Annotated in this window: 13 protein-coding genes; 10 read left to right on the plus strand and 3 right to left on the minus strand. The window is 61.4% G+C overall.

Annotated elements, in window-relative coordinates; genetic code table 11:
• The first annotated feature begins 14 nt into the window (after positions 1-14).
• The 8 genes from QRN38_RS18035 to QRN38_RS18070 all read left to right on the plus strand — a co-directional run bounded on the left by QRN38_RS18035 (position 15) and on the right by QRN38_RS18070 (position 10,269).
• On the plus strand, positions 15-1,451 hold the full coding sequence (locus QRN38_RS18035; protein ID WP_285362447.1) for a sigma-54-dependent transcriptional regulator: 1,437 nt from the start codon (positions 15-17) through the stop codon (positions 1,449-1,451).
• A 700-nt stretch (positions 1,452-2,151) separates the two neighbouring features.
• Entirely contained in the window at positions 2,152-3,555 is a 1,404-nt protein-coding gene (locus tag QRN38_RS18040) for a polynucleotide adenylyltransferase PcnB (protein ID WP_003382274.1), read from the plus strand.
• Positions 3,548-4,054 carry a 2-amino-4-hydroxy-6-hydroxymethyldihydropteridine diphosphokinase gene (gene folK, locus QRN38_RS18045; RefSeq protein ID WP_011103370.1) on the plus strand — a complete coding sequence of 169 codons (507 nt, stop codon included), beginning with the start codon at positions 3,548-3,550 and terminating at the stop codon, positions 4,052-4,054. Before QRN38_RS18040 ends, folK begins: the two co-directional genes overlap by 8 nt.
• A 228-nt stretch (positions 4,055-4,282) precedes the next feature.
• The gene (panB, locus tag QRN38_RS18050) at positions 4,283-5,083 is read left to right on the plus strand and encodes a 3-methyl-2-oxobutanoate hydroxymethyltransferase (RefSeq protein WP_005770519.1); all 801 of its coding nucleotides are present in this window, start codon (positions 4,283-4,285) and stop codon (positions 5,081-5,083) included.
• On the plus strand, positions 5,080-5,931 hold the full coding sequence (gene panC / locus QRN38_RS18055) for a pantoate--beta-alanine ligase (protein WP_007246105.1): 852 nt from the start codon (positions 5,080-5,082) through the stop codon (positions 5,929-5,931). The genes panB and panC overlap by 4 nt, the downstream gene beginning before the upstream one ends.
• Before the next feature lie 242 nt (positions 5,932-6,173).
• Positions 6,174-7,838 (plus strand): glucose-6-phosphate isomerase, encoded by a 1,665-nt coding sequence (gene pgi / locus QRN38_RS18060; protein ID WP_005770522.1) that lies wholly within the window; start codon positions 6,174-6,176, stop codon positions 7,836-7,838.
• Positions 7,839-8,084: 246 nt separating this feature from the next.
• Entirely contained in the window at positions 8,085-8,951 is an 867-nt protein-coding gene (locus tag QRN38_RS18065) for an oxygenase MpaB family protein (RefSeq protein WP_057419309.1), read from the plus strand.
• Positions 8,952-9,090: 139 nt separating this feature from the next.
• A complete protein-coding gene (locus tag QRN38_RS18070) occupies positions 9,091-10,269 on the plus strand; it encodes an acetyl-CoA C-acetyltransferase (RefSeq protein ID WP_057419310.1) in 1,179 nt (392 codons plus the stop codon).
• Between the two features lie 21 nt (positions 10,270-10,290).
• Here QRN38_RS18070 and QRN38_RS18075 read toward each other — a convergent pair whose 3' ends face one another.
• The 3 genes from QRN38_RS18075 to ptsP are packed head-to-tail and all read right to left on the minus strand — an operon-like array spanning position 10,291 to position 15,866.
• On the minus strand, positions 10,291-12,045 hold the full coding sequence (locus QRN38_RS18075; RefSeq protein WP_057419311.1) for a PTS fructose-like transporter subunit IIB: 1,755 nt from the start codon (positions 12,043-12,045) through the stop codon (positions 10,291-10,293).
• Between the two features lie 12 nt (positions 12,046-12,057).
• Positions 12,058-12,999, minus strand: a complete 942-nt coding sequence (pfkB, locus tag QRN38_RS18080; RefSeq protein ID WP_007246110.1) for a 1-phosphofructokinase — start codon at positions 12,997-12,999, stop codon at positions 12,058-12,060.
• The gene (gene ptsP, locus QRN38_RS18085) at positions 12,999-15,866 is read right to left on the minus strand and encodes a phosphoenolpyruvate--protein phosphotransferase (protein ID WP_057419312.1); all 2,868 of its coding nucleotides are present in this window, start codon (positions 15,864-15,866) and stop codon (positions 12,999-13,001) included. The genes pfkB and ptsP overlap by 1 nt, the downstream gene beginning before the upstream one ends.
• Before the next feature lie 353 nt (positions 15,867-16,219).
• On the opposite strand from ptsP, the gene cra reads away from it, so the two are divergent.
• Positions 16,220-17,215, plus strand: coding sequence for a catabolite repressor/activator (cra, locus tag QRN38_RS18090; RefSeq protein ID WP_057416015.1), 996 nt, complete (start codon positions 16,220-16,222; stop codon positions 17,213-17,215).
• Positions 17,212-18,015 (plus strand): TatD family hydrolase, encoded by an 804-nt coding sequence (locus QRN38_RS18095; protein WP_057419313.1) that lies wholly within the window; start codon positions 17,212-17,214, stop codon positions 18,013-18,015. The genes cra and QRN38_RS18095 overlap by 4 nt, the downstream gene beginning before the upstream one ends.
• Positions 18,016-18,152 lie beyond the last annotated feature (137 nt).

Genomic DNA, 18,152 nt, shown 5'->3' on the forward strand with positions numbered 1-18,152 from the left:
AGAGAACTGAATCAATGCCGCATATTTTGATCGTCGAAGACGAAACGATTATCCGCTCAGCCCTGCGTCGCCTGCTTGAACGCAATCAATATGAAGTCAGTGAAGCCGGTTCCGTTCAGGAGGCTCAGGAACGCTTCAGCATTCCCTCGTTTGATCTGATCGTCAGCGACCTGCGCTTGCCGGGCGCACCGGGGACCGAACTGATCAAGCTGGGCGAAGGCAAACCGGTGCTGATCATGACCAGCTACGCCAGCCTGCGCTCGGCGGTCGATTCAATGAAGATGGGCGCGGTGGACTACATCGCCAAGCCTTTCGATCACGACGAAATGCTCCAGGCCGTTTCGCGCATCCTGCGCGATCGCCAGACCGTCAAAAGTCTCCAGGATGAGCGCAGCGTGCTGGCCGCCAAGGCGAGCAGCGCCGACACTCCCGCAGTGCAGAACCACAATGGCGAGATCGGCATCATTGGCTCCTGCCCCCCCATGCTCGATCTCTACAGCAAGATTCGCAAAGTGGCACCGACCGACTCCAACGTTCTGGTTCAGGGCGAGTCGGGCACCGGTAAAGAACTGGTTGCCCGCGCGCTGCACAACCTGTCGCGCCGCGCCAAGGCGCCGATGATTTCCGTCAACTGCGCGGCCATCCCGGAATCGCTGTTCGAATCCGAATTGTTCGGTCACGAAAAAGGCGCGTTCACCGGTGCCAGCGCAGGCCGTGCAGGCCTGGTTGAAGCAGCCGACGGCGGCACGCTGTTTCTCGATGAAATCGGTGAACTGCCGCTGGAAGCTCAGGCCCGCCTGCTGCGCGTGTTGCAGGAAGGTGAAATTCGACGCGTCGGCTCGGTGCAATCGCAGAAGGTCGATGTGCGCCTGATCGCCGCGACCCACCGGGACCTCAAGACGCTGGCCAAAAATGGCGAGTTTCGTGAAGACCTGTTCTACCGCCTGCACGTCATAGCACTGAAGCTGCCGGCCCTGCGTGAGCGTGGCAGCGACATACTGGAAATTGCCCGTGCGTTTCTCGTGCGCCAGAGCGCCAAGGTCGGTCGCGACGACCTCAAGTTTGCCCCCGACGCCGAACAGGCCATCCGTCATTACAGCTGGCCGGGCAACGTGCGCGAACTGGAAAACGCCGTGGAACGCTCAGTGATCCTTTGCGAGAACCCGGAAATCACCGCCGACCTGCTGGGTATCGACATCGAACTGGACGGTCTGGACGACGATGAGTACATGGGCATGGCACCGCTGCCAGGCTCTTCCAGCTCGACAGGCAACGAGCCGGCCGAAGACCTGTCGCTTGAAGACTACTTTCAGCACTTTGTTCTGGAGCATCAGGACCACATGACCGAAACCGAGCTGGCGCGCAAGCTGGGCGTCAGTCGCAAGTGCCTGTGGGAACGCCGTCAGCGTCTGGGCATTCCGCGTCGCAAGGGTGTGGCCAACGAAACGTAAAGCGCTGCGCAAGGCTCTGGCACGCGGTGCACAGGGCTGCGTGCAAACTGTTACCGCAAGCACTTCACGTAACAAAAGCCGGGTCTTACGGTAACGCAGGCCCGGCTTTTTTGTGCTCCGGGAAAACCGCCAATCACCGCAAAGCCCCGGTTTATGGGGCTTTGCAAAAGTTGGCACAGCTTCTGCTATATGCTTAGTACAAGAAAAACAACAAGCAGTACGACACCCATAACAAGAACAATACGAATCGACTCACGCATAACAAGAACAACACGGCGGAGGCGCAGCTAACTGATTCTTTTGGAGAGGAGTTGTATTTGGGGCTTGCCCCGCAACCAGGCCGAGAACAATAAAAACTACCCTTAGGTAGCGCCTGAACTGGTTGGATCGAATGATCATTGCAACGCAGCGACCAAAGCAATCCGTTTGCTCTTGACTCCCGACTGGGAGGGTTCACAGACAAAAGTCTCGTGAATGGGCACTCAACAAAAACAAGAAGCCCGTACAGAAAATAAAAATAAAGAGCACACACTTTGGGGGAGCTTCGGCTCCCCCAGTAGCTTCCAGACCCTATCTGCGCCGTAGTGTGTCCCTTCCGCGACAGCTTCCTACACCATCCCTCGACTAAATGCTAGAATCCCCGCCCATCATGCGGTCATTCCACGTTTTTGGCCGAATATTCCTTCAAACAGTGCATCCCATGCTGAAGAAGTTGTTCCAGTCATTTCGTTCCCCACTGCGCAAACCGCAGCAACACACGCGCACCACGCCTGAAGTGCTCAATAGCAGCCAGCATTCGCTGCAACGCAGCCAGTTCAGCCGTTATGCCGTCAATATTGTCGAGCGTCTGCAAAATGCAGGCTATCAGGCCTATCTGGTCGGTGGCTGCGTACGCGACATGATGCTCAATATCACGCCCAAGGATTTTGACGTCGCCACCAGTGCCACGCCTGAACAAGTGCGTGCCGAGTTCCGCAATGCGCGGATCATTGGCCGCCGGTTCAAGCTGGTGCACATCCACTTCGGTCGTGAAATCATCGAAGTGGCGACGTTCCGCGCCAATCATCCACAGGATGATGAAGAAGAGGACAGCAACCAGTCCTCGCGCAATGAAAGCGGACGCATCCTGCGTGACAACGTTTACGGCACACTTGAAGAAGACGCTCAACGTCGCGACTTCACGATCAATGCGCTGTATTACGACCCGGTCAGCGAGCGTGTTCTGGATTACGCCAACGGCGTGCATGACATCCGCAATCGTCTGATCCGCCTGATCGGCGACCCCGAGCAGCGTTACAAGGAAGACCCGGTGCGCATGCTGCGTGCCGTGCGCTTCGCGGCCAAACTGGATTTCGGCATCGAGAAGCACAGCGCTCAGCCGATCCGCGCACTGGCACCGATGCTGCGCGATATTCCTTCGGCGCGCCTGTTCGAAGAGGTGCTCAAGCTGTTCCTCTCCGGCTACGCCGCGCCGACGTTCGAGATGCTGGTTGACCTGGAGCTGTTCGAGCCCCTGTTCCCGGCCAGCTCAAAAGCGCTGGAATACAACCCGACCTACACCCACACGCTGATCAGCAATGCGCTGATCAACACTGACCTGCGCATCAAGCAGAACAAACCGGTCACCCCGGCGTTCCTGTTTGCAGCCCTGCTCTGGCCTGCGCTGCCGGCCAAGGTGCTGCGTGCCCAGGAACGTGGCATGCCGCCGATTGCAGCCATGCAGGACGCCGCTCACGAGCTGATCATCGAGCAGTGCCAGCGCATCGCGATTCCCAAGCGCTTTACCCTGCCGATCCGCGAAATCTGGGACATGCAGGAGCGCCTGCCGCGTCGTTCGGGCAAACGTGCCGACCTGTTGCTGGACAACTCGCGCTTCCGTGCCGGCTACGACTTCCTGCTGCTACGCGAAAGCGCGGGCGAGCAGACTGACGGTCTGGGCCAATGGTGGACCGATTATCAGGACTGCAACGACAGCGAACGTCGCGACATGATTCGTGACCTGAGCAACAAGCCAGAAGCCGCCGGCGCTGCTCCGCGCAAGCGTCGTCGCAACAGTGGCGCCAAACGCAAGCGCAGCAGTGGCGAGGCGCAAAGCGGTGAGTAAACCGCTGTTGACCACCGAACGCGTTTACATTGGCCTGGGCAGCAACCTTGCTGACCCGGCCGAGCAATTGCGCAGCGCCCTCAAGGCGCTGGCGCAACTGCCAGACAGCACGCTGATTGGCGTGTCTTCGTTCTATGTCAGCGACTCGCTGCTGCCCGGTCAACCGCGCTTTACCAATGCCGTCGCCGCGCTGGACACCACCCTGCCACCGCTGGCGCTGCTTGATGCGTTACAGGCCATCGAGCTGGATCAGGGCCGTGAACGTCACGAACGCTGGGGGCCGCGCACCCTGGACCTCGATATTCTGCTGTTCGGCGAACGAGTCATGGACGAGCCACGCCTCAAGGTGCCGCACTATCACATGCAGGCACGCGCATTCGTGTTGTACCCGCTGGCTGAGCTGGCACCAGAGCTGACCCTGGCCGACGGGCGTGAGCTGACCCACCTGTTGAGTGAATGCCCGTTTACAGGTCTTGAGCGCCTGCCCGCCAGCGTATGAAGCGTGACTGTCACCGCACATGTGTAACCGGTTCGGCACACAGGTAACACCTGCAATTGACTTCACGCCCCCTCCTCACGAAGATAGGCCTCCCGCCGCTGCCGCACTGGCGAACGGGCGCGAAACAGGCCTTTGCAAAACACCGCGACACGACGGTGTGCCTGCTTTTCCAGGATGACTCTCACGCGCTGAGCACTCGGGTTCACAGCGCCTGATGGAGAACTTTACATGCCGAACATAACCGTTACGTCGCTGCTGGCCATGAAGCACAAGGGTGAGAAAATCACCATGCTGACCTGTTACGACGCAACCTTCGCCCACACAGCCTGCCAGGCGGGTGTCGAAGTGCTGCTGATAGGCGACTCGCTGGGCATGGTTTTACAGGGGCACGACAGCACCTTGCCGGTCACCACCGCCGAGACCGCCTATCACGTGGCCTGCGTGAAACGCGGCAATCAGGGCGCGCTGATTCTTGCCGACCTGCCGTTCATGGCCAACGCCACGCTGGAACAGACCTTCATCAACAGCACCACGCTGATGCAGGCCGGTGCGCACATGATCAAGGTCGAGGGCGCTGCGTGGCTGGGCGAATCGATCCGCCTGCTGGCAGAGCGCGGGATCCCGGTGTGCGCGCACATGGGCCTGACACCGCAGTCAGTCAACGTGCTGGGCGGTTACAAGGTTCAGGGCCGACTGGAAGCGCAGGCGCGGCAGATGCGCGCCGACGCCATCGCCCTGGAACAGGCAGGCGCCGCCATGATCCTGCTGGAGTGCGTGCCGAGCGAGCTGGCCGAAGAAATCACCCACGCGGTAAAGATTCCGGTCATCGGCATTGGCGCAGGCAGCGCCACCGACGGCCAGGTGCTGGTGTTGCACGACATGCTGGGCCTGTCCATCACCGGACGCGTACCCAAGTTCGTGAAAAACTTCATGATCGGTCAGCCCGACATTCAGTCGGCCATTCAGGCCTACGTCAGCGCCGTCAAGGACGTCAGTTTTCCGGCCATTGAACACGGATTCTCGGCATGAACACAGTAAAGACCGTACTGGAACTGCGCGCCGCCGTTGCGCGGGCACGCAGCGAAGGCAAGCGGATCGCGTTGACCCCGACCATGGGCAATCTGCACAGCGGCCACGCCGCACTGGTGAGCAAAGCGGCCCAGCGCGCTGACTTCGTGGTGGCGAGCATTTTCGTCAACCCGTTGCAGTTCGGCCCCAACGAAGACCTGGCCACCTACCCGCGTACGCTGGCGGCCGATCAGGAAAAGCTTCTGCAAGCCGGTTGCAACCTGTTGTTCACCCCAGGCGTCGAGGAAATGTACCCGCACGGCATGGCCGATCAGACCTTGGTCAGCGTCCCGCACCTGTCACAAGGCCTGTGTGGCGCCAGCCGCCCCGGCCATTTCGAAGGTGTCGCCACGGTGGTCAGCAAGCTATTCAATATGGTGCAGCCTGATCTGGCGATCTTCGGCGAGAAAGACTTCCAGCAACTGGCGGTGATTCGCGCCATGGTCCGCGACCTGAACATGCCTATCCAGATCATCGGCGAGCCGACCGTGCGCGCCGATGACGGTCTGGCGTTGTCATCGCGCAACGGCTATCTGGATGAAGCGCAGCGCGCTGCGGCACCGGCGCTGTATCAGGCCATTCGCCAGACAGCCGAGGCGATCAGCGCAGGCGAGCAGGACTTCGAGACGCTGTTGAACAGCAAGAAACAGCAACTGCAAGCGGCCGGCTTTCGCATCGACTATCTGGAAATACGTAATGCCGACAGCTTGCGCCCGACCACCGCCGAGGATCCCGACCTGGTGATTCTCGCCGCTGCGTTCATGGGTAAAACCCGCCTGATCGATAACCTGCACCTGACCAGGGGCTGAACGACTGCGCTGGCGGCAGTGAACTAAGCCACACCGCCAGTGCCCTATCGTTAACCATGACCGACAGCATTCGATTGAAAGCCCCGGCTCACCGTGTGCGAAAAAGTACCGGGGTCAAGTAAGGCGAAGCGCAGACAAACAGGTACGCGAAGGGTAGTCTGCTCTGCATAGCCAGTGAGAAAGCGTGCAACCTCGCTCCAATAATATCCAAAGACAGAATCAGTTAAAGGAAACCCGCAGCGATGGCGTACTACCGCAATCCTTCCGATGTGACCGCTATGCCTGCCTGGCAAGCGCTGACCAAACACCGCCAGGCCATGCAGGACTTCAGCATGCGCGAAGCGTTTACGGATGATCCCAAGCGCTTCAGCCAGTTTACGCTCAGCAGCGCCGGTCTGTTTCTGGACTACTCGAAAAACCTGATCACCGCCGAAACCCGCGACCTGCTGGTTGCGCTGGCCGGTGAAGTGGGCCTTAAGGACGCGATCAAGGCTCAATACGATGGCGAGCTGGTCAACTCATCCGAAGGTCGCCCGGCGCTGCACACCGCATTGCGTCGTCCGGTAGGCGACAAGCTGAAAGTCAACGGCGTCGATGTGATACCCGACGTTCACCGCGTGCTTAACCAGATGACCGAGCTGGTCGGCCGCATCCACGACGGCCTGTGGCGCGGTTACACCGAAAAGCCGATCACCGACGTGGTGAACATCGGCATCGGTGGCTCGTTCCTGGGCCCCGAGCTGGTCTCCGAAGCGCTGGTGGCGTACGCGCACAAGGGTGTGCGTTGCCATTACCTGGCAAACATCGATGGCAGTGAGTTCCATGAACTGTCCATGAAGATCCGCGCCGAAACCACACTCTTCATCGTTTCGTCGAAATCCTTCAATACCCTCGAAACCCTGAAAAATGCCCAGGCCGCGCGCGCCTGGTACCTGGCGCAGGGCGGCTCGGAAGTCGAACTGCATCGCCACTTCATTGCGGTCTCCAGCAACAATGCGGCAGCGGTCGCGTTCGGTATCCGTGAAGAAAACATCTTCCCGATGTGGGACTGGGTCGGCGGCCGTTATTCGCTGTGGTCGGCTATTGGTCTGCCTATCGCGCTGGCCATCGGCATGTCCAACTTCAAGGAACTGCTGTCCGGCGCCTACACCATGGACCAGCACTTCCAGAGCGCCCCTTTCGACCAGAACATGCCCGTGCTGCTCGCGCTGCTGGGTGTCTGGTACGGCAACTTCTGGAACGCGCAGAGCCACGCGATCCTGCCGTACGACCACTACCTGCGCAACATCACCAAACACTTGCAACAGCTGGACATGGAATCCAACGGCAAAAGCGTTCGCCAGGACGGCACGCCGGCACTCACGGATACCGGCCCGGTCATCTGGGGTGGCGTAGGTGCCAACGGGCAGCACGCTTACCACCAGTTGCTGCACCAAGGCACACAGATGATCCCGGCCGACTTCATCGTGCCGATCGTCAGCTTCAACCCGGTTGCCGACCACCATCAATGGCTCTATGCCAACTGCCTGTCGCAAAGCCAGGCGTTGATGATGGGCAAGACCCGCGCCGAAGCCGAAGCCGAGCTGCGTGACAAGGGCATGAGCGAGGAAGAGGTGCAAAAACTCGCACCGCACAAGGTCATCCCCGGCAACCGTCCGAGCAACACGCTGGTGGTCGAACGTATCAGCCCGCGTCGCCTTGGCGCGCTGGTGGCCATGTATGAGCACAAAGTGTTCGTACAGAGCGTGATCTGGGGCACCAACGCCTTTGACCAATGGGGTGTGGAGCTGGGCAAGGAAATGGGCAAGGCTGTGTACCAGCGTCTGACCGGCGGCACTGAAGAACCGGCAGACGATGCATCGACCCAGGGCCTGATCAACTACTTCCGCGGCCGTCACCGCGGCTAAGCGCAATCGCCCCCCAGGCTCCGTGCTACACACAAGCTCGCTCTTGATTCTGGCCGAAGGCCGTGGGAGCGAACTTGTTCGCGAAGGGGCCGCTACATTCGCCAAAAATATATCGTCTGAAATACCGTATTCGCGAACAAGTTCGCTCCCACGCCCTGCGGGCAGAAGCTCGGGGCCTCAGGGCTTGTGTCTAACCATGAGTGCGTAACGGGGTTCACTCCCCCCCCCCGGATGCATGAGCCCGACATGGAATTCATCCGTACCCGCATCGAAACCCAGGTCATCAGCCTCACCGGCCTGGCCCTCGGTCAACTGGACCTGGAGAACCCCAAAGGCGATCCGGGTCTGTTTGGCCCGCAGTCGGTGTGCTGGAAGGTGCATGGCGACTTCACCAGCATGCTGGTCGGCGGCATCAGCGCGCTGATGTTGCAGGCGCTGCATCCGTTGGCATTGGCGGGTATATGGGACCACTCCAGCTTTCGCCAGGACATGCTCGGCCGGCTGCGGCGTACCGGGCAGTTTCTGTCCGGCACCACCTATGGCTCCACACGGGACGCCAACTGGCTGATCGACAAGGTGCGCACCATTCACCTGAACGTCACCGGCACGGCGCCTGACGGTCGTCCTTACGCCGCCAGCGACCCGGACCTGCTGACCTGGGTGCACGTCGCCGAAGTCAGCAGCTTTCTTGCCGCGCATCTGCGCTATAGCAATCCGGCGCTGTCACTGGCCGACCAGGACCTGTATTACGCCGAAACCGCGCTGATCGCAGAACGCCTGGGCGCCGGCAACGTGCCGCGCTCCCGGCAGGCCATCGCGGACTATCTGGCAGACATCCGCGGGCAACTGGTGTGCGATGAGCGCAGCCGCGAGGTGCTGCGCCTGCTGCTCGACGCGCCTGCACCCAACTGGCTGGCCAAACCCTTCGGCGTGCTGATGATGCGCGCCGGAGTCGACCTGTTACCCGACTGGGCCAGCGAGATGCTCAACGTCACTCAAGGCTCGGTGCAACGCAGGCTGATCAGGCTGGGCGTCAACAACACCGCGCCCATCCTGCGCTGGGCAGTGCGCGACGGCTCGGCGCAGCGCGCCAAACGACGCATGGGCATCTAAGCCCCACACACACGCAGCAAAACGTGACCGAGCGGTTCGCGGTTGGAACCGGCACGCCCATCTGTGACACCATGAGCCTCTTGATCAAAGCGCTACCGCTCTGCCGGTTCAGCCCCCAAAAACAATGAGGATCAGCACCATGCAAGACGTCGTTATCGTCGCCGCCACCCGCACCGCCGTGGGCAGTTTCCAGGGTTCACTGGCCGCCGTCCCAGCTGTCGATCTGGGCGCAGCGGTCATTCGCCAACTGTTGGCCCAGACCGGTGTGGACGGCGCGCTGGTCGATGAAGTCATCATGGGCCAGGTGCTGACCGCTGGCGCTGGCCAGAATCCGGCACGCCAGGCCGCTATCAAGGCGGGCCTGCCCTTCTCCGTGCCGGCCATGACCCTCAACAAGGTCTGCGGCTCGGGCCTCAAGGCGCTGCACCTGGCGACCCAGGCCATTCGCTGCGGTGATGCCGACATCGTCATCGCTGGCGGACAGGAAAACATGAGCCTGTCCAATTACGTCCTGCCGGGCGCACGCACCGGTTTGCGCATGGGCCATGCCAGCATGATCGACACGATGATAACCGACGGCCTGTGGGATGCCTTCAACGATTACCACATGGGCATCACTGCCGAAAACCTGGCGCAGAAGTACGAGATCAGTCGTGAAGCCCAGGATGCCTTCGCGGCTTTGTCTCAGCAAAAAGCCATCGCCGCTATCGAAGCCGGGCGCTTTGTCGATGAAATCACCCCGATCCTGATCCCGCAGCGCAAAGGCGAGCCGTTGCCCTTCGCCACTGACGAACAGCCGCGGGCGGGCACCACGGCTGAAACACTCGGCAAACTCAAACCCGCCTTCAAGAAGGACGGCACCGTCACGGCGGGCAATGCATCGTCGCTCAACGACGGCGCTGCCGCAGTGATGTTGATGAGCGCGACCAAGGCAGAGCAGTTGGGCTTGCCGGTACTCGCGCACATCGCGGGGTACGCCAACGCAGGTGTCGACCCGGCCATCATGGGCATCGGCCCGGTCAACGCGACCCGCCGCTGCCTGGACAAGGCCGGTTGGTCACTGGACGAACTGGACCTGATCGAAGCCAACGAAGCGTTCGCCGCGCAGTCGCTGTCAGTCGGCAAAGAATTGGGGCTGGACCCGCAGAAGCTCAACGTCAACGGCGGCGCAATCGCCATTGGCCACCCCATTGGCGCATCAGGCTGCCGCGTGCTGGTGACGCTGCTGCACGAGATGATCAGGCGTGATGCGAAAAAAGGCCTGGCCACGCTGTGTATAGGCGGTGGCCAGGGTGTTGCCCTCGCGCTGGCACGCTGAGGGCATTTATAACGTGGCCATTCAGGCGCCGGCGGGCGCCGCTTCCAGCTCGACAGGCTCAGGCCGCTTGATCAGCGCGTAGACCACACCGGTCAGTACGCTACCGGCAACAATCGCCAGCAGATAAAGCAGCGCATGGTTGATGGCGTTAGGGATCAGCATCACGAACAGCCCGCCGTGCGGTGCCATCAGCTTGCAGCCAAAATACATCGACAATGCACCGGTCAGCGCACCGCCAACTACACTGGCCGGAATCACCCGCAACGGGTCCTTGGCGGCGAATGGAATGGCACCTTCCGAAATGAAGCACAACCCCAGCACGAAGGCCGCCTTGCCTGCCTCACGCTCGCTTTGCGCGAACTTGCGGCGCGCCAGGAGGGTGGCGATGCCCATACCGATCGGCGGCACCATGCCAGCAGCCATCGCAGCGGCCATCGGCGCGTAGCTCTGTGACGCCAGCAGGCCGACCGAGAACGCATAGGAGGCCTTGTTGATCGGCCCGCCCAGATCGACACACATCATCGCGCCCAGCAACACGCCCAGCAGAATCGCGTTGGTGGTGCCCATGCTGTCGAGGAAGTGCGTCAGCGCTTCGAGCATGCCCGCCACCGGCTTGCCGACCACGTAGATCATCACCAGACCGGTGAACAGGCTCGACAGCAACGGAATGATCAGGATCGGCTTGAGCGCTTCGACGCTGGCAGGCAGGCGTGCATAACGGTTGATCGCCGCCGCGCTGTACCCGGCCAGAAAACCGGCGATGATACCGCCGATGAACCCGGCACCCAGCGTTGTCGCCAGCAAACCACCGATCATCCCCGGTGCCAGACCCGGACGGTCAGCAATCGAATAAGCAATGTAACCGGCCAGCAACGGCACCATCAGTTTGAACGCAGCTTCCCCGCCAATCTGCATCAAGGCCGCCGCCAGCGTGCCCTGCTCCTTGAACGCGGTAATGCCGAACACGAACGACAGCGCAATCAACAGACCACCCGCCACCACCATCGGCAGCATGAACGACACGCCGGTCAGCAGGTGCTTGTAGACCCCGGTCTTCTCTTGCTTGGCGGGCGACTTGGCGGTCGCCTCGTCAGATTCGACCTGACCTTCTGCCAAGGCCTTTTTCAGCGTCGCTTCGGATTGCTTCAGCGCAATCCCGGTGCCGCAACGGTAGATTTTCTTGCCCGCAAAACGGTCGGTGTTGACCTCGATATCGGCAGCCAGCAACACCACGTCGGCATCAGCAATGGCTTGAGCACTGAGTGGATTGCGCGCGCCGACTGACCCCTGGGTTTCGACCTGCAGGTCGTAATCCAGCCGCTTGGCCGCCTGCTGGATCGCCTCGGCGGCCATGAATGTGTGCGCAACACCGGTCGGGCAGGCCGTGATCGCAACGATGCGCGGTTTTGCCCCGGCGTTGCCAACGGAAGTTCCAGTGGCTTGAGGCGCGGCTGCCTGAGACGCCACATACACCTGTGCCTCTTTCGCGACGCGTTGCAGAAACCCGTCTACATCCTGTAACGCATGGGCAGGCGAGTCCTGAAACAGACGCTTGCCGACAAAGCGGCTCAGGTCTACCGGGCCGGTGTTGACCACCAGCACCAGATCAGCGGCCTGGATATCCTCAGGCGACAGCTGCTGATCGGCCTTGTTGGGGTCGATGATTTCGACGCTGGTTTCCCAGCCTTGGCGCAGTGCCGCCGCTTCGAGCAATCGTGCGCTGAGTACGCTGCTGACCTTGCCGTTCGGGCAGGCCGTAACTATGGCTAACTTCATGACGATCCTCTCTTATTGTTCTGTCAGGCTGCGTACAGTGACGCCGCCTTCAAGCCGTTTGAGTTGCGCGGCGTCGGTGATACCGAAACCGATCTGGGTCACGGCCATGGCGGCGATGGCCGTGGCGGTGCGCAAAATCTTCTGTGGCTCATGACCGCCGATCAGGCCGTGGACCATGCCCGCCAGCAGCGAATCCCCTGCACCTACCGTGCTGGCCACCGTGACCTTGGGCGGCAGCGAGTGCAGCGCCACACTCGGGCTGAACCAGTGAACGCCTTCGGAACCCTGCGAAATCACCACGTGTTCGATACCCTGCGCATGCAGGCGCGCAGCCGCCTCAGCTTGCGCGGCGATGGAAATGATCGGCGCGTCGAGCGCGTCGGCCAGTTCCTCGGTATTGGGCTTGATCAGCCACGGCCCGGCAGCAAGACCGGCACGCAAGGCCAGGCCGCTGCTGTCCAGCGCCACCTTCAGACCCAGGCCCTTGAGCATCAGCAAAAGCTTTTGCAGCCACTCGGGCGTGACGCCGCGCGGCAGGCTGCCCGCCACCACCACCACGTCGAAACCGGGTGCGATCTGTTCCACGCGGGCGAACAACGCTTGTTGCGCTGCTTCGCTGACCTGCGGCCCAGGACCGTTGAGGTCGGTGATGCGGCCACTGCTTTCGGCCATCTTGATGTTGCTGCGGGTTTCCCCTGGCACGCGCACAAACTCGTCGACAAAGTGGCGACGCTCGAACAACGCCTCGAACGCCTGCTGATTGTCGATGCCGAGAAAACCGGCAACGGTCAGCTCGTGGCCCAGGTCAGCCAGCACCTGCGCCACGTTGAGGCCCTTGCCGGCTGCGTGAGTGAGCATCGCATTGCTGCGGTTGACCTGGCCCAGTTCCAACTGGCCCAACTGTAGCGTCAGGTCCAGCGCCGGGTTCATGGTCAGGGTAAGAATCTTCGCCATTACACAGCCTCCACAAGCGCACGGACTTCGGCAGCGCTGCCCGCCGTCAGCGCTTTTTGCGCCAGTTGTTGAGCGCTGCTCAGGGTCAGTTCACGGACACAGGCCTTGACCTCGCCAATGCTGCGCGCCGACACACTCAGTTCGTCCACGCCCAGCCCGACCAGCACCGGCACCGCCAGCGGGTCGGCGGCCAGTTCGCCACACACGCCCACCCATTTGCCATTGGCATGCGCGGCACGCACGGTCATGTCGATCAGTTGCAGCACCGAAGGGTGCAGGCCGTCAGCCTGAGCCGACAGGGTCGGATGGCCGCGGTCGATGGCCATGGTGTATTGCGTCAGGTCATTGGTGCCGATGCTGAAGAAATCCACTTCCCTGGCCAGCACCGGAGCGATCAACGCGGCCGACGGCACTTCGATCATGATCCCCAGCTGCAGGTCGCTGACCGGGATTTCCGCGCGCAGTCGCTCGGTCATGGCACGCGCCTCACGCCACTCTTCAAGGGTGCCGATCATCGGGAACATGATACGCAGCGGGCCGCTGTCGGCTGCGCGCAACAAGGCGCGAAGCTGGCTTTCCATGACATCGGGACGCTGCAGGGTCAGACGAATGCCGCGCACCCCCAGGAACGGGTTTTCTTCCTTGGCGATCGGCCAGTAAGGCAACGGCTTGTCGCCGCCGACGTCCAGCGTGCGCACCACCAGCGGACGACCGCCGAGGTCGGTAAGCACGCGGCGGTATTCAGCTTCCTGCGTGGCTTCGTCCGGCGCCTGGGAATGGGCCATGAACAGCAATTCGGTGCGCAGCAGGCCAACGCCTTCGGCGCCCTGCTCCACCGCAGCGGGTGTGCCGGTGCTGTCGCCGATGTTGGCGAAGACTTCGACAGCGTGGCCGTCACGGGTCACAGCAGGTTCCATACGCGCTGCCGCTGCGGCCTTAAGGCGTTCCTCGCGGGCATCACGATCCTGAACGGCGCGCTGCAGGGTGGCTTGGTCAGGCGCTACGGTAAGGCGTCCACGCTGGCTGTCGAGCAACAGCACAGTGCCGGGCTTGAGCAGTAGCACTTCGTCACCGGCACCGACCAGCGCGGGAATGCCCAGCGCACGGGCAACAATGGCGCTGTGTGCGGTCGCGCCGCCGCGAGCGGTCAGAATACCGGCGACCTGCGCCGGGTCCAGACGGGCAACGTCGGACGGGCCGACTTCGTCCATCACCAGAATGTAGGGTTCGTCGGGCGCCGCAACGGTTTCAACGCCGCAGATCTGCGCCAGTACGCGCCGCCCCACATCACGCAGGTCGGCGGCGCGCTCGGCCAGCAGCGCATCTTTGAGCTGCTCCTGCTGGACAGCCGCCGCTTCGATGACCGTGGCCCAGGCAGCGGCCGCACTTTCGTTGTCGTTCAGACGCTGCTCGACTTCGCGGGTCAGTTCCGGGTCATCAAGCATCTCCTGGTGGGTGATGAAGATTTCACGGATGGCCTTGGACTTGCTGCGCTGAATCAGGTTTTCGATGTCGCGGCGCACTTCGCCGATGGCCGTGTGCAGACGCTCGCGCTCGGCCGCAACCGATTCGCCCTTTTGCGGGTAATCGAAGGTCTGCAACACTTGCACGTGCGCAGGGCCGATGGCGATGCCAGGCGAGGCCGGCACAGCCGACAGCACACTGCCCGCAGCCGGTGCGTTAATCGGTTTGGCGACAGCAACAGGCGTAGGCGCGGCCTCAGGCTCGCTGGCAGCAGGCAATGGCTCGACTTCTTCGCCAAGCCCCTGCTCTACGGCGGCGATCAGCGCAGGCAGCGCATCGGCAGCGATGCTCGGCTCGGCAATGAACTCCAGTGTCTGACCACGACGCACGCCCAGGCTGAGCAGCTTGCTCAAACTCTTGGCCGACACCGCAGACTCGCCGGTTTCCAGCACGCGCACACGAACTTCGCCTTCGAATTCCTTGGCCAGTTGCGCCAGTATCTTGGCTGGACGGGCATGCAGGCCGTGCGCGTTGGCCAGTTGAATCTGTTGGGTCGGCCATTCAGCAGGCACTTCGCCGCCCAGCGCTTCAAGGACGACACGGCTGTTGGTGGCATGGCCCAGTTCATGGCCACGCCCTTCGATCAGCAGCAGACACAAGCGCTCGAGCAACGCCTGATGCGCTTCACCCAGGCTGGCAAGGCAGAACAGGCCGGTCAGCGGCTGACCCAGATAACGAATCGGTTTGTCTGGCGTCACAAACGCCAGGCCCGGACGCTTGACGGTCTGCTCACTGTGCAGCCACCACAGGCCGTCACCCAGTGAAAGGGCTTCGACCTGTTGCAGCACTGCGGCAAAACCGTTGCTCACACAGTCAGCCTTGCGCAGCAAACGCGCGCCACGCCAGACCAGTTCTTCAAAATCGTCGGCCGATACGCCGAGGCTGATCATCTGCGCATCGAGTGCCAGCTCTTGCGGCGCGCCCTGCAACAGCTTGAGCAGGTCTTCCGGGCTCTTCGCTTCACGCAGCGCCTGGCCCAGATCCTCTTCGCCTAGCGCGCGGGTCAGCAGTTGCAGCAGGCGCAAGTGCTCGTCGGACTTGGCCGCAATGCCAATCGCCAGGTAGACCATTTGCCCGTCCCCCCAATCCACTCCTTCGGGGAACTGCATGAGGCGCACGCCGGTGGTGAATACCAGGTCGCGGGTTTCGGGGGTGCCGTGGGGGATGGCGATGCCCTGACCGAGAAAGGTCGAGCCTTGCTGCTCGCGGTTCATCAGCCCGGTGAGGTAACCCTCGGCTACCAGGCCATCAGCGACCAGGTGGTCGGCAAGCAGTTTCAGTGCGGCAGTTTTATCCACCGCCGACTGGGCCATGGATATTTGCCCCAGAGTAAGTTCGAGCATTGCCTTGACTCCTGTGCAGCGCCAGGGCGCCACCTGATTCTTGTTTTAATGGCGATCACATATGATCGACAGCTAAGAGGATGAAGTGATACCCATCGAATATCCTATCGGACATCAGTTTCATCTCGATTGCAGCAGACAACAGGCGTGCTGAATCGTTTAATCTACAATTGCCCGGCACGTTACTCGATTCTGTGCGTTCATTGAAGCCCAGTCGGTCCGATCGCTGTAGGAGACTTCCTAAAATACTTGAAGTACTTAGGAATTTCCTACGGTCTGGTGTAATGATCGCCGCCACGGCGAAAACAATTCGACGGTCCTGAGCCGCCTGGCCAACTAAAGGAATTTTCGGGGTGAAACTGAGCGATATTGCACGTCTGGCAGGTGTTTCTGTCACCACCGCCAGCTATGTCATCAACGGCAAGGCCGAACAACAACGCATCAGCCCCGCAACGGTCGAGCGCGTCAAGGCGGTGGTCGAGCAATACGACTTCCGACCCAACCCTCAAGCAGCGGGCCTGCGCAGTCGTCACAGCAAAACGCTGGGCTTCATCCTGCCGGATCTGGAAAACCCCAGCTATGCGCGTATCGCCAAACTGCTCGAGCAGGGCGCGCGCAGTCTTGGCTATCAATTGCTGATTGCCAGCTCCGATGATGACCCGGTCAGTGAACTGCAACTGTTACAGCTGTTTCGCGCACGCCGCTGTGATGCCCTGCTGGTCGCCAGCTGCCTGCCGCCCAGCGACGCGAGCTATCGCGACTTGCAGCTCAAAGGCATGCCGATCATCGCCATCGACCGGGAAATGGACCCGAACTTCTTCTGCTCGGTGGTCAGCGACGACCATGATGCCAGCCTGCAGTTGACGCGCAGCCTGCTGCAAACCCAGCCAAGGCACATTGCCCTGATCGGTGCGCGCCCCGAACTGAGCATCAGCCGGGCCCGGGCAGCAGGCTTCGAACACGCAGTGGATGGTTTTGCCGGCACCACCATCGTCGAGCACGGCGAAGCGTTCAGCCGCCAGTGTGGGCAGCGCCTGATGTCCGAGATGCTGCAACGCCAGGGGCATTTTCCAGATGCATTGATCACCACCTCCTATGTGCTGCTGCAAGGCGTGTTCGACGTGCTGCAAAGCCAGTCACTCAACACGACCTCACTGCACCTGGGCACGTTCGGTGATACGCAATTGCTGGATTTTCTGCCGTTGCCCGTCAATGCAATGGCCCAGCAACATCAGTTGATCGCTGACAAAGCGCTGCAACTGGCCTTGGCTGCCATCGAGAAGGACGATTATCAACCTGGCGTGCATGCCATCGCGCGCGCCTTCAAGCAACGCATTCACGGGGTGTGAAGGTGTCGCTGATCGATACCCACACCCACCTGGACTTCCCGGACTTCGATGCCGACCGCGCTCAAGTCCTGGAGCATTGCCGCTCGCTGGGCGTGCAGCGCATGGTGGTACTCGGGGTGTATCAGCGTAACTGGCAGCGGTTATGGGACCTGACCGAAGCCAACCCGCAGTTGCATGCTGCGTTTGGCCTGCACCCGGTTTATATCGATGAGCACCAGGCTGAGCACCTGACCGAACTGGGTGACTGGCTGACCCGTCTGAAAAGCCATCCGCAGCTGTGCGCGGTGGGCGAGATTGGCCTGGATTACTACGTCGATCATCTGGACAAGGTGCGTCAGCAGGAAGTCTTTGAAACGCAGTTGCAGTTGGCGTCCGACTTTAACCTGCCTGTCTTGCTGCACGTGCGCCGCAGTCATGCCGATGTGATTGCCACCCTCAAGCGCTATCGGATCAAGCGCAGCGGCATCGTTCATGCTTTCGCAGGCAGCCGTGAAGAGGCGCACGAATACATAAGGCTCGGTTTCAAACTGGGCCTGGGCGGTGCGGCAACCTGGCCACGGGCGCTGCGCATGCATCGCGTAATCGCCGACCTGCCGCTGGACAGCGTGGTGCTGGAAACCGATGCACCGGACATGGCCCCCGCCATGTATCCCAATCAGCGCAACAGCCCGGAGCACTTGCCGGACATCTGTCAGGCGCTCGCAGCCCTGATGAACATCAGCCCGCAGCGCCTGGGCGAAGCGAGTACAGAGAATGCCTGCCAGCTGTTTGACTGGCCTCATACAGCCCAGAGTGTGTAAAAACGTCACGAGCGAAGGCAAGACAAGGCAAAAACAGGCGAAAAAGCGGAGTCTAGGTGTTCTAAATGAGCATTTTTCGCCTGTTTTTAACGCAGTATTGCCGAGCGCAGTAGTTTTTACACAGTCTGGGCCAGTCG

The organism is Pseudomonas sp. CFBP2511, from assembly GCF_030209255.1.
Taxonomy (GTDB): domain Bacteria; phylum Pseudomonadota; class Gammaproteobacteria; order Pseudomonadales; family Pseudomonadaceae; genus Aquipseudomonas; species Aquipseudomonas avellanae.